Source organism: Rahnella sp. RcJ3, assembly GCF_009498575.1.
GTDB lineage: Bacteria > Pseudomonadota > Gammaproteobacteria > Enterobacterales > Enterobacteriaceae > Rahnella > Rahnella aceris.
In genome coordinates, this window is the sequence record NZ_QSNX01000005.1 from 227,903 (window position 1) to 248,966 (window position 21,064).

At 51.6% G+C, this 21,064-nt stretch carries 17 protein-coding genes; 11 read left to right on the forward strand and 6 right to left on the reverse strand.

Going from position 1 to position 21,064, the window contains the following annotated elements:
• Positions 1-17 precede the first annotated feature (17 nt).
• Positions 18-2,300 carry a glycogen debranching protein GlgX gene (glgX, locus tag DXU84_RS09030; RefSeq protein WP_013575558.1) on the forward strand — a complete coding sequence of 761 codons (2,283 nt, stop codon included), beginning with the start codon at positions 18-20 and terminating at the stop codon, positions 2,298-2,300.
• Between the two features lie 46 nt (positions 2,301-2,346).
• On the opposite strand, the gene apbE is transcribed toward glgX, so the two are convergent.
• Positions 2,347-3,387: an FAD:protein FMN transferase ApbE gene (apbE, locus tag DXU84_RS09035; protein WP_013575559.1), complete on the reverse strand. Its 1,041-nt coding sequence runs from the start codon at positions 3,385-3,387 to the stop codon at positions 2,347-2,349.
• A gap of 114 nt (positions 3,388-3,501) precedes the next feature.
• Positions 3,502-4,068, reverse strand: coding sequence for a DNA endonuclease SmrA (smrA, locus tag DXU84_RS09040; protein WP_013575560.1), 567 nt, complete (start codon positions 4,066-4,068; stop codon positions 3,502-3,504).
• 214 nt (positions 4,069-4,282) lie between these two features.
• On the opposite strand from smrA, the gene DXU84_RS09045 reads away from it, so the two are divergent.
• Both DXU84_RS09045 and DXU84_RS09050 read left to right on the forward strand, forming a co-directional pair.
• Positions 4,283-5,098, forward strand: coding sequence for a mannosyl-3-phosphoglycerate phosphatase-related protein (locus tag DXU84_RS09045; RefSeq protein ID WP_119261651.1), 816 nt, complete (start codon positions 4,283-4,285; stop codon positions 5,096-5,098).
• Positions 5,099-5,217: 119 nt separating this feature from the next.
• Positions 5,218-6,438, forward strand: a complete 1,221-nt coding sequence (locus DXU84_RS09050; protein ID WP_013575562.1) for a glycosyl transferase — start codon at positions 5,218-5,220, stop codon at positions 6,436-6,438.
• Between the two features lie 79 nt (positions 6,439-6,517).
• Here the strand turns inward: DXU84_RS09050 and DXU84_RS09055 are convergent, their stop codons facing one another.
• Positions 6,518-7,543, reverse strand: coding sequence for a TerC/Alx family metal homeostasis membrane protein (locus tag DXU84_RS09055; RefSeq protein ID WP_013575563.1), 1,026 nt, complete (start codon positions 7,541-7,543; stop codon positions 6,518-6,520).
• A gap of 440 nt (positions 7,544-7,983) precedes the next feature.
• Between DXU84_RS09055 and DXU84_RS09060 the strand changes: the two genes are divergently transcribed.
• The gene (locus DXU84_RS09060) at positions 7,984-8,739 is read left to right on the forward strand and encodes an FNR family transcription factor (RefSeq protein ID WP_013575564.1); all 756 of its coding nucleotides are present in this window, start codon (positions 7,984-7,986) and stop codon (positions 8,737-8,739) included.
• A 135-nt stretch (positions 8,740-8,874) separates the two neighbouring features.
• Positions 8,875-9,834: a universal stress protein UspE gene (gene uspE / locus DXU84_RS09065; protein ID WP_013575565.1), complete on the forward strand. Its 960-nt coding sequence runs from the start codon at positions 8,875-8,877 to the stop codon at positions 9,832-9,834.
• 69 nt (positions 9,835-9,903) lie between these two features.
• Here the strand turns inward: uspE and pntB are convergent, their stop codons facing one another.
• Together pntB and pntA are read right to left on the reverse strand one after the other, a co-directional pair.
• A complete protein-coding gene (pntB, locus tag DXU84_RS09070) occupies positions 9,904-11,295 on the reverse strand; it encodes a Re/Si-specific NAD(P)(+) transhydrogenase subunit beta (protein ID WP_013575566.1) in 1,392 nt (463 codons plus the stop codon).
• A 9-nt stretch (positions 11,296-11,304) separates the two neighbouring features.
• A complete protein-coding gene (gene pntA, locus DXU84_RS09075; RefSeq protein WP_013575567.1) occupies positions 11,305-12,834 on the reverse strand; it encodes a Re/Si-specific NAD(P)(+) transhydrogenase subunit alpha in 1,530 nt (509 codons plus the stop codon).
• Between the two features lie 535 nt (positions 12,835-13,369).
• Between pntA and ydgH the strand changes: the two genes are divergently transcribed.
• Positions 13,370-14,323: a DUF1471 family protein YdgH gene (gene ydgH / locus DXU84_RS09080; protein WP_013575568.1), complete on the forward strand. Its 954-nt coding sequence runs from the start codon at positions 13,370-13,372 to the stop codon at positions 14,321-14,323.
• Between the two features lie 228 nt (positions 14,324-14,551).
• On the opposite strand, the gene DXU84_RS09085 is transcribed toward ydgH, so the two are convergent.
• Positions 14,552-15,664: a dipeptidase gene (locus DXU84_RS09085; protein WP_153375466.1), complete on the reverse strand. Its 1,113-nt coding sequence runs from the start codon at positions 15,662-15,664 to the stop codon at positions 14,552-14,554.
• 250 nt (positions 15,665-15,914) lie between these two features.
• Between DXU84_RS09085 and DXU84_RS09090 the strand changes: the two genes are divergently transcribed.
• The 5 genes from DXU84_RS09090 to DXU84_RS09110 are packed head-to-tail and all read left to right on the forward strand — an operon-like array spanning position 15,915 to position 21,043.
• Positions 15,915-17,510, forward strand: a complete 1,596-nt coding sequence (locus DXU84_RS09090) for an ABC transporter substrate-binding protein (RefSeq protein ID WP_112152282.1) — start codon at positions 15,915-15,917, stop codon at positions 17,508-17,510.
• Complete coding sequence (locus tag DXU84_RS09095; protein ID WP_013575571.1) at positions 17,507-18,520, forward strand: ABC transporter permease; 1,014 nt, start codon at positions 17,507-17,509, stop codon at positions 18,518-18,520. Before DXU84_RS09090 ends, DXU84_RS09095 begins: the two co-directional genes overlap by 4 nt.
• Positions 18,517-19,443 (forward strand): ABC transporter permease, encoded by a 927-nt coding sequence (locus DXU84_RS09100; protein WP_013575572.1) that lies wholly within the window; start codon positions 18,517-18,519, stop codon positions 19,441-19,443. The genes DXU84_RS09095 and DXU84_RS09100 overlap by 4 nt, the downstream gene beginning before the upstream one ends.
• A complete protein-coding gene (locus tag DXU84_RS09105) occupies positions 19,443-20,273 on the forward strand; it encodes an ABC transporter ATP-binding protein (RefSeq protein ID WP_153375468.1) in 831 nt (276 codons plus the stop codon). The genes DXU84_RS09100 and DXU84_RS09105 overlap by 1 nt, the downstream gene beginning before the upstream one ends.
• Positions 20,270-21,043, forward strand: coding sequence for an ABC transporter ATP-binding protein (locus DXU84_RS09110; protein WP_013575574.1), 774 nt, complete (start codon positions 20,270-20,272; stop codon positions 21,041-21,043). The genes DXU84_RS09105 and DXU84_RS09110 overlap by 4 nt, the downstream gene beginning before the upstream one ends.
• Positions 21,044-21,064 lie beyond the last annotated feature (21 nt).

The window sequence follows — 21,064 nt, forward strand, 5'->3', positions numbered from 1 at the left end:
ACGGAGTGACGTCAAGTATGGCAAAGGCCCGATCCAGCAAGATAAGTAAACCTGCCGTAACAACGGAAGCAATCCGCACCCTTCCGGCGCATTTACAGGTTGATATTGCAGTAGATGAGTTTGGCGTACGTATTATCGAGCCTTACAGCGACGGTGAAATTGTGCGCAGTTTCGATTCCGGACACACCACACGGGTACGCGAAGGACTGCCGGTGCCTCTGGGGGCGACCTGGGACGGGCTGGGCGTAAATTTCGCACTGTTTTCAGCCAACGCCACCAAGGTAGAACTGTGTCTTTTTAACGAAAACGGCGAGCAATATGATGTGATCGAACTGCCGGAATATACCGATGAAGTCTGGCATGGTTATCTGCCGGATGCCCGTCCTGGCCTGCTGTATGCCTATCGCGTGCATGGTCCCTATGCGCCGCACGATGGTCACCGGTTTAATCCCGCCAAGTTACTGCTCGACCCTTACGCCAAGCAGATTGTCGGCGAACTGAAATGGGACGATGCTCTGTTTGCCTATGACCTGCAAAGCCCAAAGAAAGATTTGCACATCGATAACAGTGACAGCGCACCGTTTTTGCCTAAATGCCGGGTGATTGATCCGGCATTCTCGTGGGCCCGTTCACGTAAAAGACATATCCCCTGGGAAAAAACCCTGATTTATGAGACGCATGTACGCGGCTATACCATGCGCCATCCGGCAGTACCTGAGCATTTGCGCGGCACGTTTTCCGGCATGAGCACGCCGCATATCGTGGACTATATCCGTTCTCTCGGGGTCACGTCTGTCGAGCTGATGCCGGTCCACGCTTTCACCGATGACCGGCATTTGCAGGACAAAGGTCTGCATAATTTCTGGGGCTACAACACGCTGAGTTTCTTTGCGCCGCATCCGCAATATATGGCAACGCATACCGTCAACGAATTCAAACAAATGATCGCCACCCTGCACGCTGCGGGTATTGAGGTCATTCTGGATGTCGTTTACAACCATACCGCTGAAGGTAACGAGCTGGGTCCGACGCTGTCTTTTAAAGGTATCGATAACGCCAGCTATTACCGGCTGATGCCGGACAATAAGCGTTATTACATTAACGATACCGGTACCGGTAATACGCTCAATCTCAGTCATCCGCGCGTATTACAGATGGTCACAGACTCGCTGCGATACTGGGCAACCGAGATGCAGGTCGATGGTTTCCGCTTTGATCTGGCGACGATCCTCGGACGTGAAAGCTATGGCTTTGATGAGGGCTGCGGTTTTCTCGACACCTGCCGTCAGGATCCGATCCTCAGTCAGTGCAAACTGATCGCCGAACCTTGGGATTGCGGTCCCGGCGGCTATCAGGTGGGCGGCTTCCCGCCGGGCTGGATGGAATGGAACGACCGGTTCCGCGACACGGTGCGCAAATTCTGGCGTGGCGACGAGGGCCAACTGGCGCAGTTTGTCACACGGCTTTCCGGTTCAGCAGATCTGTTTAATCACCGGGGCCGCAAGCCTTATGCTTCCGTGAATTTTATTACTGCCCATGATGGTTTCACGCTCAATGACTGGGTGTCGTATGCCAGTAAACACAACGAAGCGAACGGCGAAGACGGCAAGGATGGCAGCGATAACAATATTTCGGCCAACTATGGTGTGGAAGGCCCGACTGACGATCCGGCCATCAATGAACTGCGGTTGCGGCAAATGCGTAATATGCTGGCGACGTTACTGCTTTCTCAGGGAACGCCGATGCTGCTTGCGGGTGATGAATTTGGCCGCTCGCAAAACGGCAATAATAACGCCTATTGTCAGGACACAGAGATTGCCTGGGTGAACTGGGATATTGGAGACAAAGGTCAGTCGTTGTTGCTATTCACCTACCGACTCATTGCCCTGCGTAAGCGCTTCCCGATATTGCATCGCGGACGTTTCCTGACGGGCGCATTGCATGAAAAACTGGGAGTGAAAGATGTCAGTTGGTTCCAGCCACAGGGGCCGGAAATGACGGATGCGGCATGGAAAGATCCGCATGCCAAATGCATTGCGATGCTGCTTGACGGGCGCGCCCAGCCCACCGGTCTGGTTCGCCAGGGCTCACTAAGCACCGTGTTGCTGCTGTTCAACGCGTCACACGAAGACGTGGTGTTCACCTTGCCTTCGGTGGCGCACGGTGAAAGCTGGCGACATATTTTCGATACCTTCCAGCCGGACGACATCAACGAGCACAACTTTGAGTTTGGCCGCGAGTACGTCTGCACCTCCCGCACTGTCGTGTTGTTCGAGCTGATCAGCACCGCGAAACACTAAGACTTTGGCGCTGCTTCAGACAAGGAGGATCTGAAGCAGCGAAAACCTACTCCGGATCTTTCAGATAGGCTTTGAATTGTGGAGACATGTAGCTTTTAAACGTGTCGCCTTCTCTGGTGATGAGATACACCGCCAGATGCTGTTGCTCAGCCAGCGCCAGCGCTTTCTTCGTGCCAAGTACCATCAGGCCGGTATCCCAGCCATCCGCTTCCAGTGCGGTCGGTGCAATCACCGTGGCTGACACCAGCTTGTGCGTGATCGGCGAACCGGTCGCCGGATCAATGATGTGTGAAAGGCGTTTGCCGTTCAGTTCGTAATAATTACGATAACTGCCGGAAGTGCTGATCCCCATGCCCTGCAAATCAACAATCGCCTGCACCGCAGTTTCTTTGTCTGTCGGTTTCTGAACTGCCACCTGCCAGGGTTTATCCTGCGCGTTATGCCCGCGGGAAACCACCGCTCCGCCGACAGACACCAGATAATTGCTGATGCCGTTGCCTTCTATTAAACGTGCCAGATGATCGGTAGCGTAGCCTTCGCCCACGGTCGAGAGATCGACATACATCCCGGGTAAATCTTTTTGCAGGTACTGCCCGTCATTTTGCTGGATCACTTTAAGATGCTGTAAACCGGTGCGGGCGCGGGCGGCATCGATTTGTTCCGTTGTCGGGATTTTTACCGGCTGTTTGTCCGGCCCGAATCCCCAAAGATTCACCAGCGGGCCGACAGTAATATCCATCGCGCCACCGGTCAGCCTGCCAATCCGGATGGAGGTAACAATCGCATCGGCCATTCCTTCACTGATCGGCTGCGGCACGTTGCCCTGATACTGATTAAAACGTGACAGTACGGAGTCATCTTTGTAAGTCGACAGCTGATGATCGTCTTCTTTAAGCTGTGCTTCAATTTGTTCGCGCAGCGCCGGTTCCCGGTTTTTATCCACTCCTGCCAGACTGACACGATAAAACGTGCCCATAGTTTTGCCCTCAATCACCAGCGGCTCAGGAATATGACGATCACAGGCAGATAAAAGGCTGACGCCGCACAACACAAGTGTACAGCGCAGATAAACCGGTTTTGAGAACATGGAAATAACTCGATTAAGTGCCCGTCGCCGGGCATGAAAAGTATCAGGACAGTAAGGGGTGATGCTTAAACCACGCTGCAACGGACGCACCGTTGAACCATAGCGCAATAAAAATTACCGGCTGCGCTTGGCGTGGCGCTCCCAGTTTTCCTGTTTTGCCTGCGCGGTTTTCTTTAGTGCGACATAACAGGCTCCTGCACCGCCATCTTTCTGAACAGCGACGCAAAACGCTTGCACGTCATCCAGTTGCTGCAGCCATTTGGCAATATAACTGCGCACAATATTCGCATGACTTTCGTCTTCACGGCCACGCCCATGAATAATCAGCAAGGTGCGTAAATTTTCAGCCTGTGCCTGACAGAAAAAGGCAAACAGTTCCTGACGGCACTGCTCAACAGGTTTGCGCAACAGGTTCAGGCTGGCTTCCAGCGGGTATTTCCCCTGCCGGAGTTTATCCAGCACTCCCTGCTGTACGCCATCGTGTTTGTATTCGAGAGGGTCATCGCATGGCTGAATATTCAGAAAGCCGGTAGTCAGCGGATTCTCACGCATTTCCGACTCAGGGTCTGCACTCACCTTGTGCCCCGCAACTGAGTTTTTGAGGTAGACCACCCGTTTATCCGACGCCAGTGGCTGTACACCTGCCATCTCCTGACTGAATAAATCATCATCTTCGCTCATCTGCTTACCTCTTTTTCAGCGGGGGGACTGCACCAAATTATCGCCATAAACCCGCTGCGGGTAAAGTCACACGCCTGCGGAACTGCGTCGGTAAAAATTCCGGAAATGCCCTGCCCGCCGTTAAAACTCATTTTTATATCTATACTTAGCTGCTGGGGAAGAAGTAAACCAGTGAGCTTGTGCTTAGGTTCCCCGGCACAATTGAGGAGAAAAAATGCCTTACCTTGATGATCCCTTGATTATTTTCACTGACCTTGATGGCTCACTGCTCGACCATCATGATTACAGTTGGCAACCCGCGCAGCCCTGGCTGGATAAACTCTCGGTGGCACAGGTTCCGTTAATTTTAACCACCAGTAAAACCTCAGCCGAAGTGGCGGAACTGCAGGCTGATCTGAATCTGACACAGCAGCCTTTTATTGCAGAAAATGGCGCAATCATTCATCTGCCACCTGACTGGCGGGATGAGGACGCCGCGCCGTTTCACCTTTCCGGCGCGAGTTATCGCGAGATCCGCCAGGTTTTAGTGGAACTACGCCAGCGTTATGATTTTGAGTTTCGCGGCTTTGGTGATGTTACGGCGAAACAGGTCGCAGTCTGGACCGGACTGGCGGTCAAGGACGCGGCACTGGCGATGCAACGTGACGCTTCTGAACCGCTGATCTGGTTCGGTAATGATCTGGATTTCGCGCACCTGAAAAAATGTCTCACGCGCGAAGGCCTGTCACTGACACGCGGCGGGCGTTTCTGGCACGTAATGGGGGCCGGTGCTGGTAAAGGTCAGGCGGTGCAATGGTTAACGGCGCGCTATCAGCAAAAACGCGGTCATCCGGTGTTAAGCATAGGTCTGGGAGATGGCCCTAATGATTTATCTATGCTGGAAGCGGTGAATTACGCCGTGGTGATCAAAGGCCATCATGAGCATGAAATGCCGCTACAGCGAGACGATGTGACACAGGTTTTTCGCACCGATGAATTTGGCCCGCGCGGCTGGAGTCAGGGGCTGAATCATTTTATTACCCTTCTCTGAAGGAAAAATGGAAAAGGTAAAATACTTTATTAACAGTTGGTTTCCACATTGTTTATCGTTCTGTGTTTGCAGAGAAGACTTCCAATAATTTTATCTATTCTAAAATTGGAGAATACCGTATGAGCGATTTTTATCAGGATGGTGTCATTACTAATTTTCATAATCTGACGAACCGCAAAGTCGAAGAACTGGAATACGATCTGCAGGTGTTCTCCGGCCGCCGTTCAATGGGATTAATATTACCGTCGTTATTTTCAGAACTGGAAGGTCCGGCGCTGACGCGCATTGTCGACGAGCTGACGAAAGTCCCGTATCTGGAAGAAATCGTTATTGGTTTAGATCGCGCTGACCGTGATCAATTTTTATTTGCCCGCGAATTTTTCTCCCGCCTGCCGCAACGTCACCGCATTTTATGGAATGACGGTCCGCGCCTGACTGCACTGGATGAGGAGCTTAAGAAAGAAAACCTTTCCCCGAATGAACCGGGCAAAGGCCGCAATGTGTGGTTTTGTGTCGGCTATACGCTGGCCTCGCGCCGCACCTCAGTGGTCGGGCTGCATGATTGTGACATTGTCACGTACAGTCGCGAGATGCTGGCTCGCCTGATGTATCCGGTGGCAAATCCCAACTTCCATTATGATTTCTGCAAAGGTTATTACGCCCGTGTGGCAGACGGGAAATTCAATGGCCGCGTCGGTCGCCTGCTGGTTTTCCCGTTGCTGAAATCCCTGCAAATCGTTTACGGCCATTCTGATTTTCTTGAGTATCTGCGCACCTTCCGTTACCCGCTTTCAGGTGAATTTGCGATGCGCACGCATGTTCTGAACGATTTGCGCATTCCGAGTGACTGGGGGCTGGAAATTGGTGTGCTGTCAGAACTGCACCGTAATACGGCGACCAAGCGTATTTGTCAGGTGGATATTGCCGACAATTACGACCATAAACACCAGCCGATGTCAGAAGAGGATGCGTCTAATGGTTTACAGCGCATGAGTATTGATATCACCAAAGCGCTGTATCGTAAGATGGCTATTCTCGGCGTGAATATTACCAGTGAGTCTTTCCGTATTCTGAAAGCGACCTATTATCGTAATGCGCTGGACATGATCGACGGATTTGAAAATGACGCCAAAATGAACGGGTTAACTTTTGACCGTCACAGCGAGGAATCGGCGGTAGAATTATTCTCAGGCGCGATCATGGAAGCCGGTCAGGCTTTTGTGGATACGCCGAGCGAAAAGCCGTTCATTCCAAGCTGGAGCCGTGTGCAGTCCGCCTTCCCGGACATGCTGGACCGCATTCATGAAGCAGTCGAAAAAGATAATGAAGGCGATGTGTAACGCCTTTTAAAAGAATTACCGCAGAAAGTAAAAACGCTGCAATCGCAGCGTTTTTTTATGCATAAATTTCAGACTGGCGTTACGCGGCTTCTTTTTTCCCTGGGAAAAGTAAGCTGGCAATGATGCCTAACGCCAGAACACCCAGCACCACGTAAAGGCTGGCTAATGCGCTGATTTCAATCCCGTGATGCCACAGATGGTTACTGGAATTCAGTGCCAGTTTTGCCGCCACGAAGAACAGCAGGAAGATCACTGATTTCTCCAGATGCACCAGATATTTACGCAGAGCCTCGAGCACGAAATACATCGTACGTAAACCAAGCACGGCAAACATCATGGCGGAATAGACGATCAGAGGTTCACGGCTGACAGCGATGACGGCAGGTACGCTGTCAAACGCAAACATCAGGTCTGAAATTTCAACCACAGCAATGCACAGCAATAACGGCGTTGCATAACGTACGCCCTTCTTCACCGTAAAGCTGAAGCCCTGATTTTCCGGCTTCGCCAGTTCAGCTTCTACCTGCTCACTGCTGACCAGAAAATGTGGCCCCACCAGTTTCGGGAACACCGGGAAGAAACGACGTACCATACGGTTAGCAATATGATCGGAGTAATCATCATTTTCTTCATCATCGCTGGAGGCGCGCATCATCAGAATAGCGGTCCAGAGAATGACAACGGCAAACACCATTTCCACCCATGGCCCCAGCGCCAGCAGGCTGGTACCAATCACCACGAAAATCCCCCTGAAGACAATTGCGCCAATCACGCCCCAGTAAAGAATGCGGTGACGATAGCCATCCGGCACTTTAAACCAGGCAAAAATGGCCATAATCACAAACAGGTTATCAATGGAAAGCACCTGTTCCAGCGCATAACCGGTAAGGAAAAGACTGGCGACTTCTTTGCCGTGATGGATATATAAGAATCCGGCAAAACCAAGAGAAACAGCGATCCAGAATAGGGTCCAAAGGGAGGCACTTTTCAGGCCGATAGGCTTATGACTGCGGTGGGCAAAGATGTCAGTCAGCAGCGCCGCAACAGCTACAACGACAAAAACAAGCGTGGTTTCAAACGGAAAACCCAGAGAATCAGACTGCATTACACCTTTCCTAAAGTAAACGAAAGCTAAACGAATTCAGCCATTGTAAGCGGTTGTGAGGTGAATGGGTATCAAAGTCGATCCGGTACGGCGTTTTATGCCATAATCCGATGCGTCTTTTACGGCAAGAATTGCAAAAAACCTTGGTCAATAACGAACCAAAACGGATAATGAAATAGACGTTTTCTCTCCTAAATTGATTCAATCTACTTATTCTCTAAAATTTAAATATTCTTTTTAGTGATAATTTGATCCAGCTTTGAATCTCATTGATTCTCAATTGGGCTTAATTCTCAGTGCAGATCAAAATAATGAGAAAAAAAACCCGTTAAAAAACGGGGTTTTTTAACATTTCGCCCTTTTAGCTACTTATAGCTACTTATCACTCGCTGCAAAAGATGTTAAAATTGACCCATATCAATATTGCCAGAGTGACTCTTATGATCCCGGAAAAGCGTATTATTCGACGTATCCAATCTGGTGGCTGTGCAATCCATTGTCAGGACTGTAGCATCAGCCAGCTTTGTATTCCTTTCACGCTGAACGAACATGAACTCGATCAGTTAGACAACATTATTGAAAGGAAAAAGCCGATCCAAAAAGGTCAGGCATTGTTTAAAGCCGGTGATGAACTGAAGTCTTTATATGCGATTCGCTCAGGCACCATCAAAAGTTACACCATCACTGAGCAAGGCGACGAGCAAATCACTGGCTTCCATCTTGCGGGCGATTTAGTGGGTTTTGATGCCATTGGAGGCTTACAGCATCCAAGTTTTGCGCAAGCGTTGGAAACGTCTATGGTTTGTGAAATTCCGTTTGAGACCCTCGACGATCTCTCCGGAAAAATGCCGAATCTGCGCCAGCAAATGATGCGCCTGATGAGCGGTGAGATAAAAGGCGACCAGGATATGATCCTGCTGTTGTCGAAGAAAAATGCTGAAGAACGACTGGCTGCATTTATCTACAACCTCTCCCGCCGCTTTGCGCAACGTGGTTTCTCTCAGCGCGAATTCCGCCTGACCATGACCCGTGGCGACATCGGTAATTACCTCGGCCTGACCGTGGAAACTATCAGCCGTTTACTCGGTCGTTTCCAGAAATCAGAAATGCTGAGCGTAAAAGGTAAATACATCACCATTGAGAATCATGAAATGCTTTCTCAATTAGCCGGTCAGTCTGCTCCGGTTTCTGCCTGATAAATATTGAGTCGGATCTGCAAAGAATAATTTGTTGATCCGACTCAATTTCTCCTCTGTCCGATTGCTTAATCTTGGTTTACTCTGTACTTAATACACTGACCGCCGTTCTTCTACAGGTGTTAAGGAGTCCCCATGGCTAAGTATCAGAATTTACTGGTTGCTATAGACCCCAATCAGGATGACCAACCCGCGCTACGTCGTGCCGTTTATCTGGTGCAACGTAATGGCGGCCGCATCAAAGCCTTCCTGTCGATTTATGACTTCTCCTATGAGATGACCACCATGCTGTCGCCCGACGAACGGACCAGTATGCGACAAAGTGTGATCAGCGAACGGGAAGAATGGATTAAAGAACAGTGCCGGTATTATGTCGAAGCGGGCATTCCCATTGATGTCAAAGTTGTCTGGCATAACAAACCTTTCGAAGCCATCATTCAGGAAGTCGTTTCGAATAATCACGACTTGTTGTTGAAAATGGCTCATCAGCATGACCGCCTTGAGTCGGTTATTTTCACCCCGACTGACTGGAACTTACTGCGTAAATGTCCGTGTCCGGTATGGATGGTAAAAGACCAGCCGTGGCCGGAAGGCGGCAAAGCGGTGGTTGCTGTCAACCTTTCCAGCGAAGAACCTTATCACGACCCGCTCAACATTAAACTGGTGAAAGAGACCATTGAGCTGGCGTCTCACGTTAATCAGACGGAAGTCCATCTGGTCGGCGCCTATCCGGTTACGCCAATCAATATTGCTATTGAACTGCCGGACTTCGACCCAAGCGTATATAACGACGCCATCCGCGGTCAGCATCTGATCGCGATGAAAGCGTTGCGACAGAAATTCCAGCTTGATGAAAAATATACGCACGTGGAAAAAGGCCTGCCGGAAGAAGTCATTCCTGACCTTGCAGAGCATTTGCAGGCAGGTGTGGTTGTTCTTGGTGCGATTGGCCGCACCGGCCTTTCTGCCGCATTTTTGGGGAATACTACTGAACAGGTGATCGACCATCTGAAATGCGATTTGCTGGCAATCAAACCCGATGATTTCGAATGCCCTATTACGTCAGATGACGACGAAGAAGATGAAGACGAGTAAAGTCTGATTCATACAAAAAATAAAGGCCAGTCAACTGACTGGCCTTTTTGCATTACGGATTTCGATTGATTACAGCGCGCGCAGGATTTTCTCTACGCTTTCTTTAGCATCGCCAAACAGCATTTGGGTATTTTCTTTGAAGAACAGCGGGTTCTGCACACCGGCATAACCGGTATTCATTGAACGTTTAAACACAATCACGTTCTGCGCTTTCCACACTTCCAACACTGGCATACCGGCGATTGGGCTGCGCGGATCTTCCTGCGCGGCCGGGTTCACGGTGTCATTGGCACCAATAACCAGCACCACGTCGGTATCGCTGAAATCATCATTGATTTCATCCATTTCCAGCACGATGTCATACGGCACTTTTGCTTCGGCCAGCAAGACGTTCATGTGGCCCGGCAGACGCCCCGCAACAGGGTGAATACCGAAACGCACCTTGATGCCTTTCGCGCGCAATTTCGCCGTGATGTCATGCACCGGATACTGTGCCTGAGCAACTGCCATACCATAGCCAGGAGTGATGATTACTGAGCTGGCATTTTTGAGCATATCAGCCACATCTTCCGCGCTGGCTTCGTGATATTCACCCATCTCTTCAGCATCACCGGTAGAAGAACCGTCAGTACCGAAACCGCCTGCAATCACACTAATGAACGAACGGTTCATGGCTTTACACATGATATAGGACAGAATTGCACCGGAAGACCCCACCAGCGCACCGGTGACGATCAGCAGGTCGTTGCTGAGCATGAAACCTGCCGCAGCTGCAGCCCAACCGGAATAGGAGTTCAGCATGGAAACCACAACCGGCATATCCGCGCCGCCGATGGAGGACACCAGGTGCCAGCCAAACGCCAGTGCGATCAGGGTCATGATCAGTAATGCGAGAACCTGCAGCCCTACGCTTTCAGTGCGAACAAACATCACCATCAGCAGGAAGGAAATGACCAGTGCAGCCAGATTCAGTTTATGCCGGTGTGGCAATGCCAGCGGTTTGGAAGAGATGATCCCACGCAGTTTGCCGAACGCCACAATCGAACCGGTAAAGGTCACTGCGCCGATGAAGATACCGAGGAATACTTCGGTCAGATGGATATTTTCCATCACGCCTTCCATCGGCACAACACCGTGATCCAGATAGCTGTTAAAGCCCACCAGAACCGCCGCCAGACCCACGAAGCTGTGCAGAATCGCCACCAGCTCAGGCATTTCGGTCATTTCGACTTTACGCGCCAGATAAACACCGATCGCACCGCCAATCACCATAGCAACGATGATCCAGCCAACATTGCCGGAGTCAGGTCCAAGGATGGTCGCGATTAACGCGATCGCCATCCCGGTGACACCGAAAATGTTACCCTGCTTGGATGTTTCATGTTTTGACAACCCAGCCAGGCTGCAAATAAACAGAATTGCGGCAACAATATATGCTGCTGTTACTAAACCCCCAGACATATATTCCCCTTAGTTCTTACGAAACATCTTCAGCATGCGCTGAGTGACGGTGAATCCGCCGAAAATATTGATACTGGCAATCAGAACTGCGACGAAGGACAGGAAACTCACCCAGCCGCCGTGACCGATTTGCAGTACGGCACCGACCACGATAATCCCGGAGATGGCGTTAGTCACCGACATCAGCGGGGTATGCAGCGCATGACTGACATTCCACACCACGTAATAACCGACCACGCACGAAAGCGCGAATACGGTAAAGTGGGAAAGGAATTCTTTCGGGGCAACGTTCGCCAGCCAGCCAAACAGCACAATAGCCACAGCCATAATGATGAATTTGGTCCACGGCGACGCCGGTTTGGCTTCAGCTTTGGCAACAGGCTCTGCGGCTTTCGCAGCCTGAGGCTGAGCAGAGACCTGAATCGGCGGTGCAGGCCAGGTGACTTCGCCGGATTTCACGACTGTTACACCGCGCACAACGGTATCTTCGAAATCAATCTCGATTTCCCCGTTCTTCTCTTTGCACAGCAATTTCAGCAGGTTAACCAGGTTGGTACCGTAAAGCTGGGAAGACTGCGTTGGCAGACGACTTGGCAAATCGGTATAGCCGATAATCTTCACGCCGTTTTCAGTGGTCGTGATTTTGTCTGCTACTGTCAGCTCACAGTTACCGCCTGTCTGAGCCGCCAGATCGACGATCACACTGCCCGGCTTCATAGAGGCAACCATCTCTTTGGTGATGAGTTTCGGTGCAGGACGGCCAGGGATTAACGCGGTCGTGACGATAATGTCCACTTCTTCGGCCTGCGCCGCAAACAACGCCATTTCCGCTTTAATGAACGCTTCGGACATCACTTTGGCATAACCGTCGCCGCTGCCTGCTTCTTCCTCGAAATCCAGCTCGAGGAATTCAGCGCCCATACTTTTGACCTGCTCTTTCACTTCCGGGCGGGTATCAAACGCACGGACGATAGCACCGAGGCTGCCAGCTGCACCGATAGCAGCCAGCCCTGCCACACCGGCACCGATAATCATCACTTTTGCCGGTGGCACTTTACCTGCGGCAGTAATCTGCCCGGTAAAGAAACGACCGAACTCATGCGCCGCTTCAACGATCGCACGATAACCGGCAATGTTAGCCATTGAGCTCAGGGCATCAAGGGATTGCGCACGGGAAATACGCGGCACAGAATCCATAGCCATTGCCGTCACCTGACGGTCGGCCAGTTTTTGGATCAGATCAGGGTTTTGCGCAGGCCAGATAAAGCTGACTAACGTGGTTCCCGCCTGTAATTTATCGATTTCATCGTTTTCAGGCGCATTAACCTTCAAAACGATATCTGAGTGCCATACATCATCACCGCTGACGACTGATGCCCCCGCTTGCTCATAAGCCGAGTCTTCAAAGCTGGCTAACTTACCGGCCCCCTGTTCGATAGCGACCGTAAAGCCGAGTTTCAACAACTGCTCCACCGTTTTCGGCGTGGCTGCAACCCTGGCTTCATTGGTCAACCGCTCTCTTGGTACACCAATACGCATAGTATTCCCTTCACCCTTTTCATTGATGATTTTTGTCATCGACATAACAATTCAAGTACAAGCCCGTCGGTTCATAAGCCACCGAATTTTATTTTTTCAGGCTGACTATAACCTACTGAATATCTAATCAATAATCTACGTATCACAGCGATAGACAGGTAATTAATATTAAAAAAGTCGATATGGTCCGCAAACCTGCTGAAAACCCTGAGAAACAAGCCTTTAATCCACCTCATAACAACCGTAACACCGGATCAATCACTCAGGATCCTTCTACCATAACCCGCTCGGACTGGGCATAAAAGTTAGAAAATAGTGAATAATTAACATTTATTTCACTACTTGGATTATTCAACAAACTTATATAAGTTATGCGCAGTAATAAAAGTGATGTGATATACCGGTAGCACACGCATTATTGCCATAAATTGCTGAGACACTTGGCATTGTTACATGCAATAATCGTCCGCTAACCTGTTACACATCAAGAATTCAGCACGTTTCAACATTACTGCGCAAGGTGGAAGGATTTTTTATGAAGCTGACAAAAACGATCATCGCATCGGCCCTGTTTTCTGTTTCTGCGCTGTCTGCTGCACATGCCGCGCAGGAAATTAGCCCGCAGAAAGCCGCAGCCATCAAGCCTTTTGATCGCATTGTTATTACCGGGCGGTTCAACACGCTGGGCGACGCCGCTGACGCCGTTTCCCGCCGTGCCGATACGCTGGGTGCAGATTATTTTTATATTCAAGATACCAACAGCACTAACAATAGTGGGAACTGGCGCGTAGTTGCAGACATCTATAAAAAAGATGCGCCAGAAATCAGCAATGATCCTCACTACCGTGTTATCAACGGTGTGGTTGAGCTGCCTAAAGATGTTGCTTACGGCCTCGAACCTTTCGATACCGTCACCGTGAACGGTTTCTACCGCAGCCAGCCAGACGTCAACGATGCCATTACGAAAGCAGCGAAAGAAAAAGGGGCGTATTCCTTCTTCATCGTTCGCCAGATTGATGCCAACAGCGGCGGCAACCAGTACATCACTGCATTCATTTATAAGAAAGATGCACAAAAACGTGTTGTTCAGTCTCCGGATGCTATCCCTGCTGATTCTGAAGCCGGTAAAGCAGCACTGGCAGCGGGCGGCGCAGCAGCAGCCAAGGTCGAAATTCCGGGTGTGGCATCCTCTGGTAGCCCAAGCCGTGATGTTGGCCGTTTCTTTGAAACGCAGTCATCAACTGGTAAGCGTTACACTGTCACTGCCACTAACGGTGCAAAGATTCAGGAAGTGAATGACGTAACTGCCGCACAGATGGTTCCGTTTGATTCCACCACTTTTACCGGCCACTTCAACAGCACCACGGATGTTTCGCAGGAAGTCGCGAACCGTGCGGCTGCCAAGGGTGCCAAGTTCTACCACATTACCCGCCAGTGGCAGAACAAGAGCGGTGGCAACCTGACTGTAAGCGCAGACTTCTTCAAATAAGTCGGAATGACAGACAGCAAAAAGGCAGCCCAGGTGGCTAATGCTGGTCACTTAAGGAAATGAGGTCCGTGAATTTGGGCCTTCGATGAAGAAAAATAGCGCTATAAGCCTGATTCCTTCATTATCCTTTGAAGCACAAAAATGAATTTGTATTCATAAAAATGCTTAACTGATCGGCATTAGCCCTGGTGGCTGCTTTTTTTTGCCGCGAACGCCCTTGCAACCCGCTTAGTTTCCCCAGGTACGTTCCAGCACATTCACCCAGTTTTTGTAGCAGATTTTTTCCAGCAGCGCATTGCCGTAGCCCGCTTTGCGCAGGGCTTCAACCAGCACCGGTAACCCGCGCACATCCTTCAAAAACGGTGCCATCGATGCGCCATCAAAGTCTGATCCCAATCCGACCCCCTCCTCACCCAGATGCTCAACCAGATAATCCATATGACGTACCATAATATCGGTGCCGGTATCATCACTGCGTTTACCGTCTTCACGCAGGAATGGCACCGCAAAGTTCAGCCCGACGAAGCCCTGGCTTTCTTTGATGGCGTGCAGCTGCTTATCGGTCAGGTTACGTGACTGCGGGCAGATACTGAATGCGTTGGAATGGCTGGCCACCAGCGGCGCATCACTTAATTCAGCCACCTGCCAGAAGCCTTTTTCATTCAGATGAGAGAGGTCAATCATGATGCGTTTCTGGTTACAGGCTTTCACCAGACGCACACCCGCCTCTGTCAGCCCCGGTCCGGTATCCGGTGAGGTCTGATATTTAAACGGTACCCCCTCACCGAAGATGTTCGGACGACTCCATACCGGCCCCAGGGAACGCAGGCCCATGCTGTAAAGCACATCAAGATTATACAAATCCTCATCAATTGCCTCGGCGCCCTCAATATGTATAACCACAGCTAATGCATGGTTATGCATTGACTGCCTGATCTCCTGCGCGGTACGACAAATTTTCACCTTGCCCTGCGATTGCGCTTCGATTCGCAGCAGGAACGCCATCATGCCAAATGTGACATCACGGGCAAAATCGAAAGAAGGTGTCGGGGAAAAATCAGGATGTTTTTGAGTACCTTCGGGCAGAAAACGGGGGTCCACTGAACGATCCGGCACGCTAATTGCTAGATCAATATCCGGAGTCGGCACCCAGGCGGCGAAAAGCCCGCCAGCAAAGCCTGCTTCACGACAGCGCGGCAGGTCCAGTTGTCCGCTGGCGGGCCCCTGAAGGAATGCGCGTTCAGGATCCTGATGATGTTCTGTCCAAAGTTGCAGCAAAACATCGTTATGTCCATCAAAAACCGGCATTAATTCTTCAGTTCCGTGCGCTACGTTATTCATAAAAAAGGTCTACCTTTGATTAAGCATGACTAAGACAACGGAGATTTGTTCATGCGGGGTGCAGTAATGGAGTCATGCTGCACCAGCTTTGAACAAACACAGTACGCTTCACATTAGTTTTTTCGATATGAAACGTCGACGAGTGCAAAGCAACCGTTTTTCATTTAAGCCAGTTGCCCGGAGTTAAGTCAAGGGTTTGCCACCGTTATTTTTAATTTTACTTTTATATATCAACACGATGGGAGTAGTTATGGTTACCAGGCGTCAATTTGTTACCGGTTTTTCCGCAATACCTGTGCTGTCCTACCTGAAATTTGATGCCGTGTTTGCTGCCACGCCGGCATCAATACTGGTCATGGCTATTCAGCTCGACATCATTACCAGCCTTGATCCGCATGAAAGCTTTGAGTCCGTGGGCAGTGAAATTACCGGTAATATGTATCAGCAACTGGTGAAACCTAAACTGGCCTCCCCTGATGAAATTGAAGGCGATCTGGCAGTGTCCTGGACGGCTTCTGACGACAAAAAAACCTTTACCTTCAAGCTGGATCCGAAAGCCAAATGGGCCGATGGCAAACCGGTTACTGCCGAAGACGCCGCTTTCTCCCTGCAACGCGTTGTGAAACTCGATAAGAGCCCGGCCTACATTATTAACCAGTTTGGTTACACCAAAGATAACGTCGAGAGCCTGATTACCGCGCCTGACGCCCAAACGCTGGTGATCAAAACCGCTGAACCGGCATCTGAATCCTTCCTGTTGTATTGCCTGACCGCCAACGTCGGCAGTATCGTGCAAAAATCCGCCTGTCTGGCGAATCAGACCGGTGACGATTTGGGTAATGCCTGGCTGAAGAAAAACAGTGCCGGTTCCGGTGCGTTCAAGTTGCGCGACTGGAAAGTCAGTGAATCCGTGATTCTGGAAAGCAACAAGAACAACCCGCACGCAGGCAAAATTCAGCGCATCATCATGCGCCATATTATCGACCCTTCCGCTCAGTTGCTGATGCTGCAAAAAGGCGATGTGGATATCGCCCGCAACCTGACCACCGAGCAGTTGCGTCCGCTGATCAACGACAAAAACTTCACGCTGGTACAAAAAGGTATCGCCGGCACCTTTATGTTGTCTGCCAATACCGCGCATCCGAATCTGGCTAAACCGCAGGTCTGGCAGGCGATCAAATGGGCTATCGATTACGAGAATATCCAGCAGCATATCGTGCCGCTGACCCACAAAATCCATCAGAGCTTCCTGCCTGAAGGGTTCCCGGCGGCGGTGAACACCATCATGTACAAACGTGATGTGGCAAAAGCCAAAGCCTTGCTGGCCGAAGCGGGTTTCCCGAATGGTTTTGAAATCACCTTAGATCACTACTCCGCTTCACCTTCTTCTGACATCGTGCAGGCATTGCAGTCTAACCTCGCCGAAGTGGGGATTAAAGTTACGCTGCTGGCTGCGGAAAGCCGTCAGGTACTGACCAAAATGCGTGCACGTCAGCAACAACTGGCAATGACCCAATGGGGCGCGGATTACTTTGACCCGAACTCTAACGCCGAAGCCTTCTGCAGCAATCCGGATAACACCGACGCCGCCAAGAGCCGTACGCTGGCATGGCGTTGTAGCTGGCAGGATAAGGAAATCTCCGATCTGAGTACCCAGGCGCTGAAAGAATCGGATCCGGCCACCCGTATCAAACTCTATGAAGAATTGCAGACCAAACATATGGAAAACAGCCCGTTTGCCATCATGCTGCAACCGACCATGACCGCCGCCTGCCGCAAAGTGATTTCCGGTGTGGTACTGACTGTAATGAGCACCAGCCCCTACGAGAAGGTTGTTAAAGCGTGAGCAAGAGACTCAAAGGATTTCTGAGTACCTGCATCAGCGTTTGTCTTACTTTGTTTGGTCTGTCGGTAGTGACTTTTTTTATCGGTCGCGTAATGCCGACGGACCCGGTTCTGGCTGCGGTTGGCGATAATGCCCCGCAGGCAGTGGTCGAACGGGTTCGTCATGAAATGGGGCTGGATCAGCCCCTCTGGTTGCAGTTTTTCCATTATCTCAGTCAGGTATTCCACGGTGATTTAGGGCGCTCTGCCCTGACCTCCAATCTTGTCACCACGGATATCGCCCGGTTTTTCCCTGCCACGCTGGAACTGGCCACGGCGGCGATCATTATCGCCGCCATTGTCGGTATTCCGCTGGGCGTCTGGGCCGCCACCCGTCAGGGCAGCTGGATTGATCAGACTATCCGCGTGGTATGTCTGGCCGGTCACTCGCTGCCGGTGTTTGTGCTGGCGCTGCTCAGCCTGCTGATTTTCTACTCTGCGCTGGGTATCGCGCCGGGGCCGGGACGTCAGGACATCATTTATCAGGACATGATCCCGCAGGTCACCGGCTTGCTTACCGTGGATTCTCTGCTGGCCGGTGACATGGGCGCATTTTGGGATGCCCTCGCCCATATGGTGCAGCCGGTGCTGATCCTTGCGTATTTCAGCATGGCTTATATCACCCGCATGACGCGTACTTTCATGCTCAACGCACTGGGCGGGGAATACGTGATCACCGCCCGTGCCAAGGGGCTCTCGGCGCAACGGGTTATCTGGAAACATGCCTTCCCCACCGTCGGCGTACAACTGATCACCGTGCTGGCATTGACGTACGCGGGCCTTCTCGAAGGCGCCGTGGTCACAGAAAACGTCTTCTCCTGGCCGGGTCTCGGACAATATCTCACCGTGTCGCTGATGAATGCGGATATGAATCCGGTGATCGGCTCAACATTGCTGATTGGCGCGATTTATGTGCTGCTCAACCTGCTGGCTGACCTTCTCTACCGACTATTGGATCCCCGCGTAAAATGAGCACTTTACCTGTCATACCTCAACCCCGCGCGGGCAGCCGCGCCTGGCTGCTGGCCGACACACCGCACACCCGCACGCAAGCCGTCTGGGGCCGTCGTTACCGCATCTGGCTCGGTCTGCGTAAAAACCCGCTGGCAGTAACCGGCCTGTTTACCGTGCTGATTGTGTTGCTGATTTCCCTTTGCGCGCCGTGGCTGACCAGCTACGACCCGGGCGCACAGGATCTGGCGCATCGTCTGGCAAAACCGTCTTCCCTGCACTGGCTGGGAACAGATGAACTGGGCCGTGATACCCTGAGCCGTATTCTTTATGGCGGACGTATCACGCTCGGAATGGTGATTATCGTGGTAGCGATTGTCGCCCCGCTCGGCCTGCTGATTGGCTGCGTGGCCGGTTATGCGGGCGGATTACTTGACCGTATTCTGATGCGCATCACCGACATTTTTCTGGCCTTCCCGCGTCTGATCCTGGCTCTGGCCTTTGTGGCGGCACTCAAACCCGGTATCGAGAGCGCTATTCTGGCGATCGCCCTCACCGCCTGGCCGCCGTATGCCCGCCTTGCACGTGCAGAAACCATGCAGGTACGCGGCACGGATTATATTGCCGCCTGCCGTCTGACTGGCGCAACACCTGCCCGCATCGTGCTGCGCCATATCATGCCGCTGTGTGTGCCGAGCCTGGTGGTGCGTATCACGCTGGACATGAGTTCGATCATTATCACCGCTGCGAGTCTGGGCTTTTTAGGTATGGGCGCTCAACCGCCATCGCCGGAATGGGGGGCGATGATTGCCACTGCCCGCCGCTTCCTGTTCAGTGAATGGTGGGTACCATTAATTCCGGCCATTGCCATTTTTGTGACCTCTCTGGCGTTTAACTTCCTCGGCGACGGGCTGCGTGACGTCCTCGATCCTAAGGAGCAATAATGCTGGTTGATATCAAAGATCTGCATATTACGTTTCAGACCAACAGCGGCAGTTTCGATGCCGTTCGCGGCGTATCGCTGTCATTGGGTAAGGAGAAATTTGGCATCGTAGGCGAAAGTGGTTCGGGTAAATCCCTGACAGCACGTTGCCTGATGAACCTTCTGCCTTCCAGCGCAAGGTGTCGCGCCGAAGCGCTGTCTTTCGACGGCATCGATTTGCGCAATGCCAGCGAGAAGCAAATGCGTCAGATCCGTGGCAAGCGGGTAGGTTTCATTTTGCAGGATCCGAAATACTCGCTCAATCCGGTGATGCCGGTCGGTAAACAGGTGGCTGAAGCCTGGCAAACGCATAAAGGCGGCTCGAAAAAACAGGCCATGAATGCGGCAATTGAACTGCTGGATCAGGTGCGTATCCGTGAGCCGCATAAAGTGGCCGAGCGTTATGCCCATGAGGTATCCGGCGGCATGGGTCAGCGCGTAATGATTGCCATGATGCTGGCTCCTGATCCGGAACTGATGATTGCCGATGAACCGACCAGCGCCCTTGATGCCACTGTGCAGGCTGAGATTTTGCGTCTGCTCGATGACCTTGTATCCAGCCGCGGCATGGGGCTGATTCTGATCAGCCATGATTTGCCACTGGTATCGAAATTCTGTGACCGCGTGGCCGTCATGTACGCCGGGCGTATCGTCGAAACGTTACAAGCCGGTAATTTACTGAAAGCTCAACATCCTTACACCCGCGGGCTGCTGGAATGTCTGCCGTCGCTGAAACATCCTCGGGACAGACTGCCAGTGCTGGTGCGTGACGAAGCATGGAAAACCTCATGACAGCAGAACTCCCTCCTCTGGATAACAGCAAAATAATCCTCAATAACCTGCGCATCGCGTTCGGCGATACCGAAGTGGTGAAAGGCGTGAGTTTCAGTGTCGCGCCCGGTGAATGTTTCGGCATCGTGGGAGAAAGCGGCTCGGGCAAGTCCACCATTTTACGCGCACTGGCCGGGCTGAATCAGTCCTGGTCCGGCGGGATGGTGATTGGCGGCGAAGATCAAGTGCCGGTGCGCCAGAAACGCTTTTTCCGCCGCGTGCAGATGGTATTTCAGGATCCGTACGGCTCGCTGCATCCGCGCCAGACCATTGACCGCATTCTCAGCGAACCGCTGATTGTGCACGGTTTTCTGAATATCGAAAAACGTATCACTGATGCGCTGGCCGAAGTCGGCCTGCCGCAGACGGTGCGTTTTCGCTTCCCGCACCAGCTTTCCGGCGGTCAGCGTCAGCGGGTCGCAATCGCGCGGGCGATGATTTCAGAACCGGAAATTTTACTGCTCGATGAGCCGACCTCGGCGCTGGATGTCTCGGTGCAGGCGGAGATCCTCAACCTGCTAAGCGACCTGCGTGAACGCCGGAAACTGACTTATATTCTGGTCAGTCACAATCTGGCCGTCGTTACGCATCTTTGCACCAGCATTGGCGTAATGATTGGTGGTGAAATGGTCGAACTTCTGAGCGCAGACGATTTACGGATGGGCAACGTCAGCCATCCGCACACAGCCGAGTTACGATCGTTAAGTCTCAGTTTAGAGGAGCCCGGATAATCGTTCCTGCCGTGAACGTAT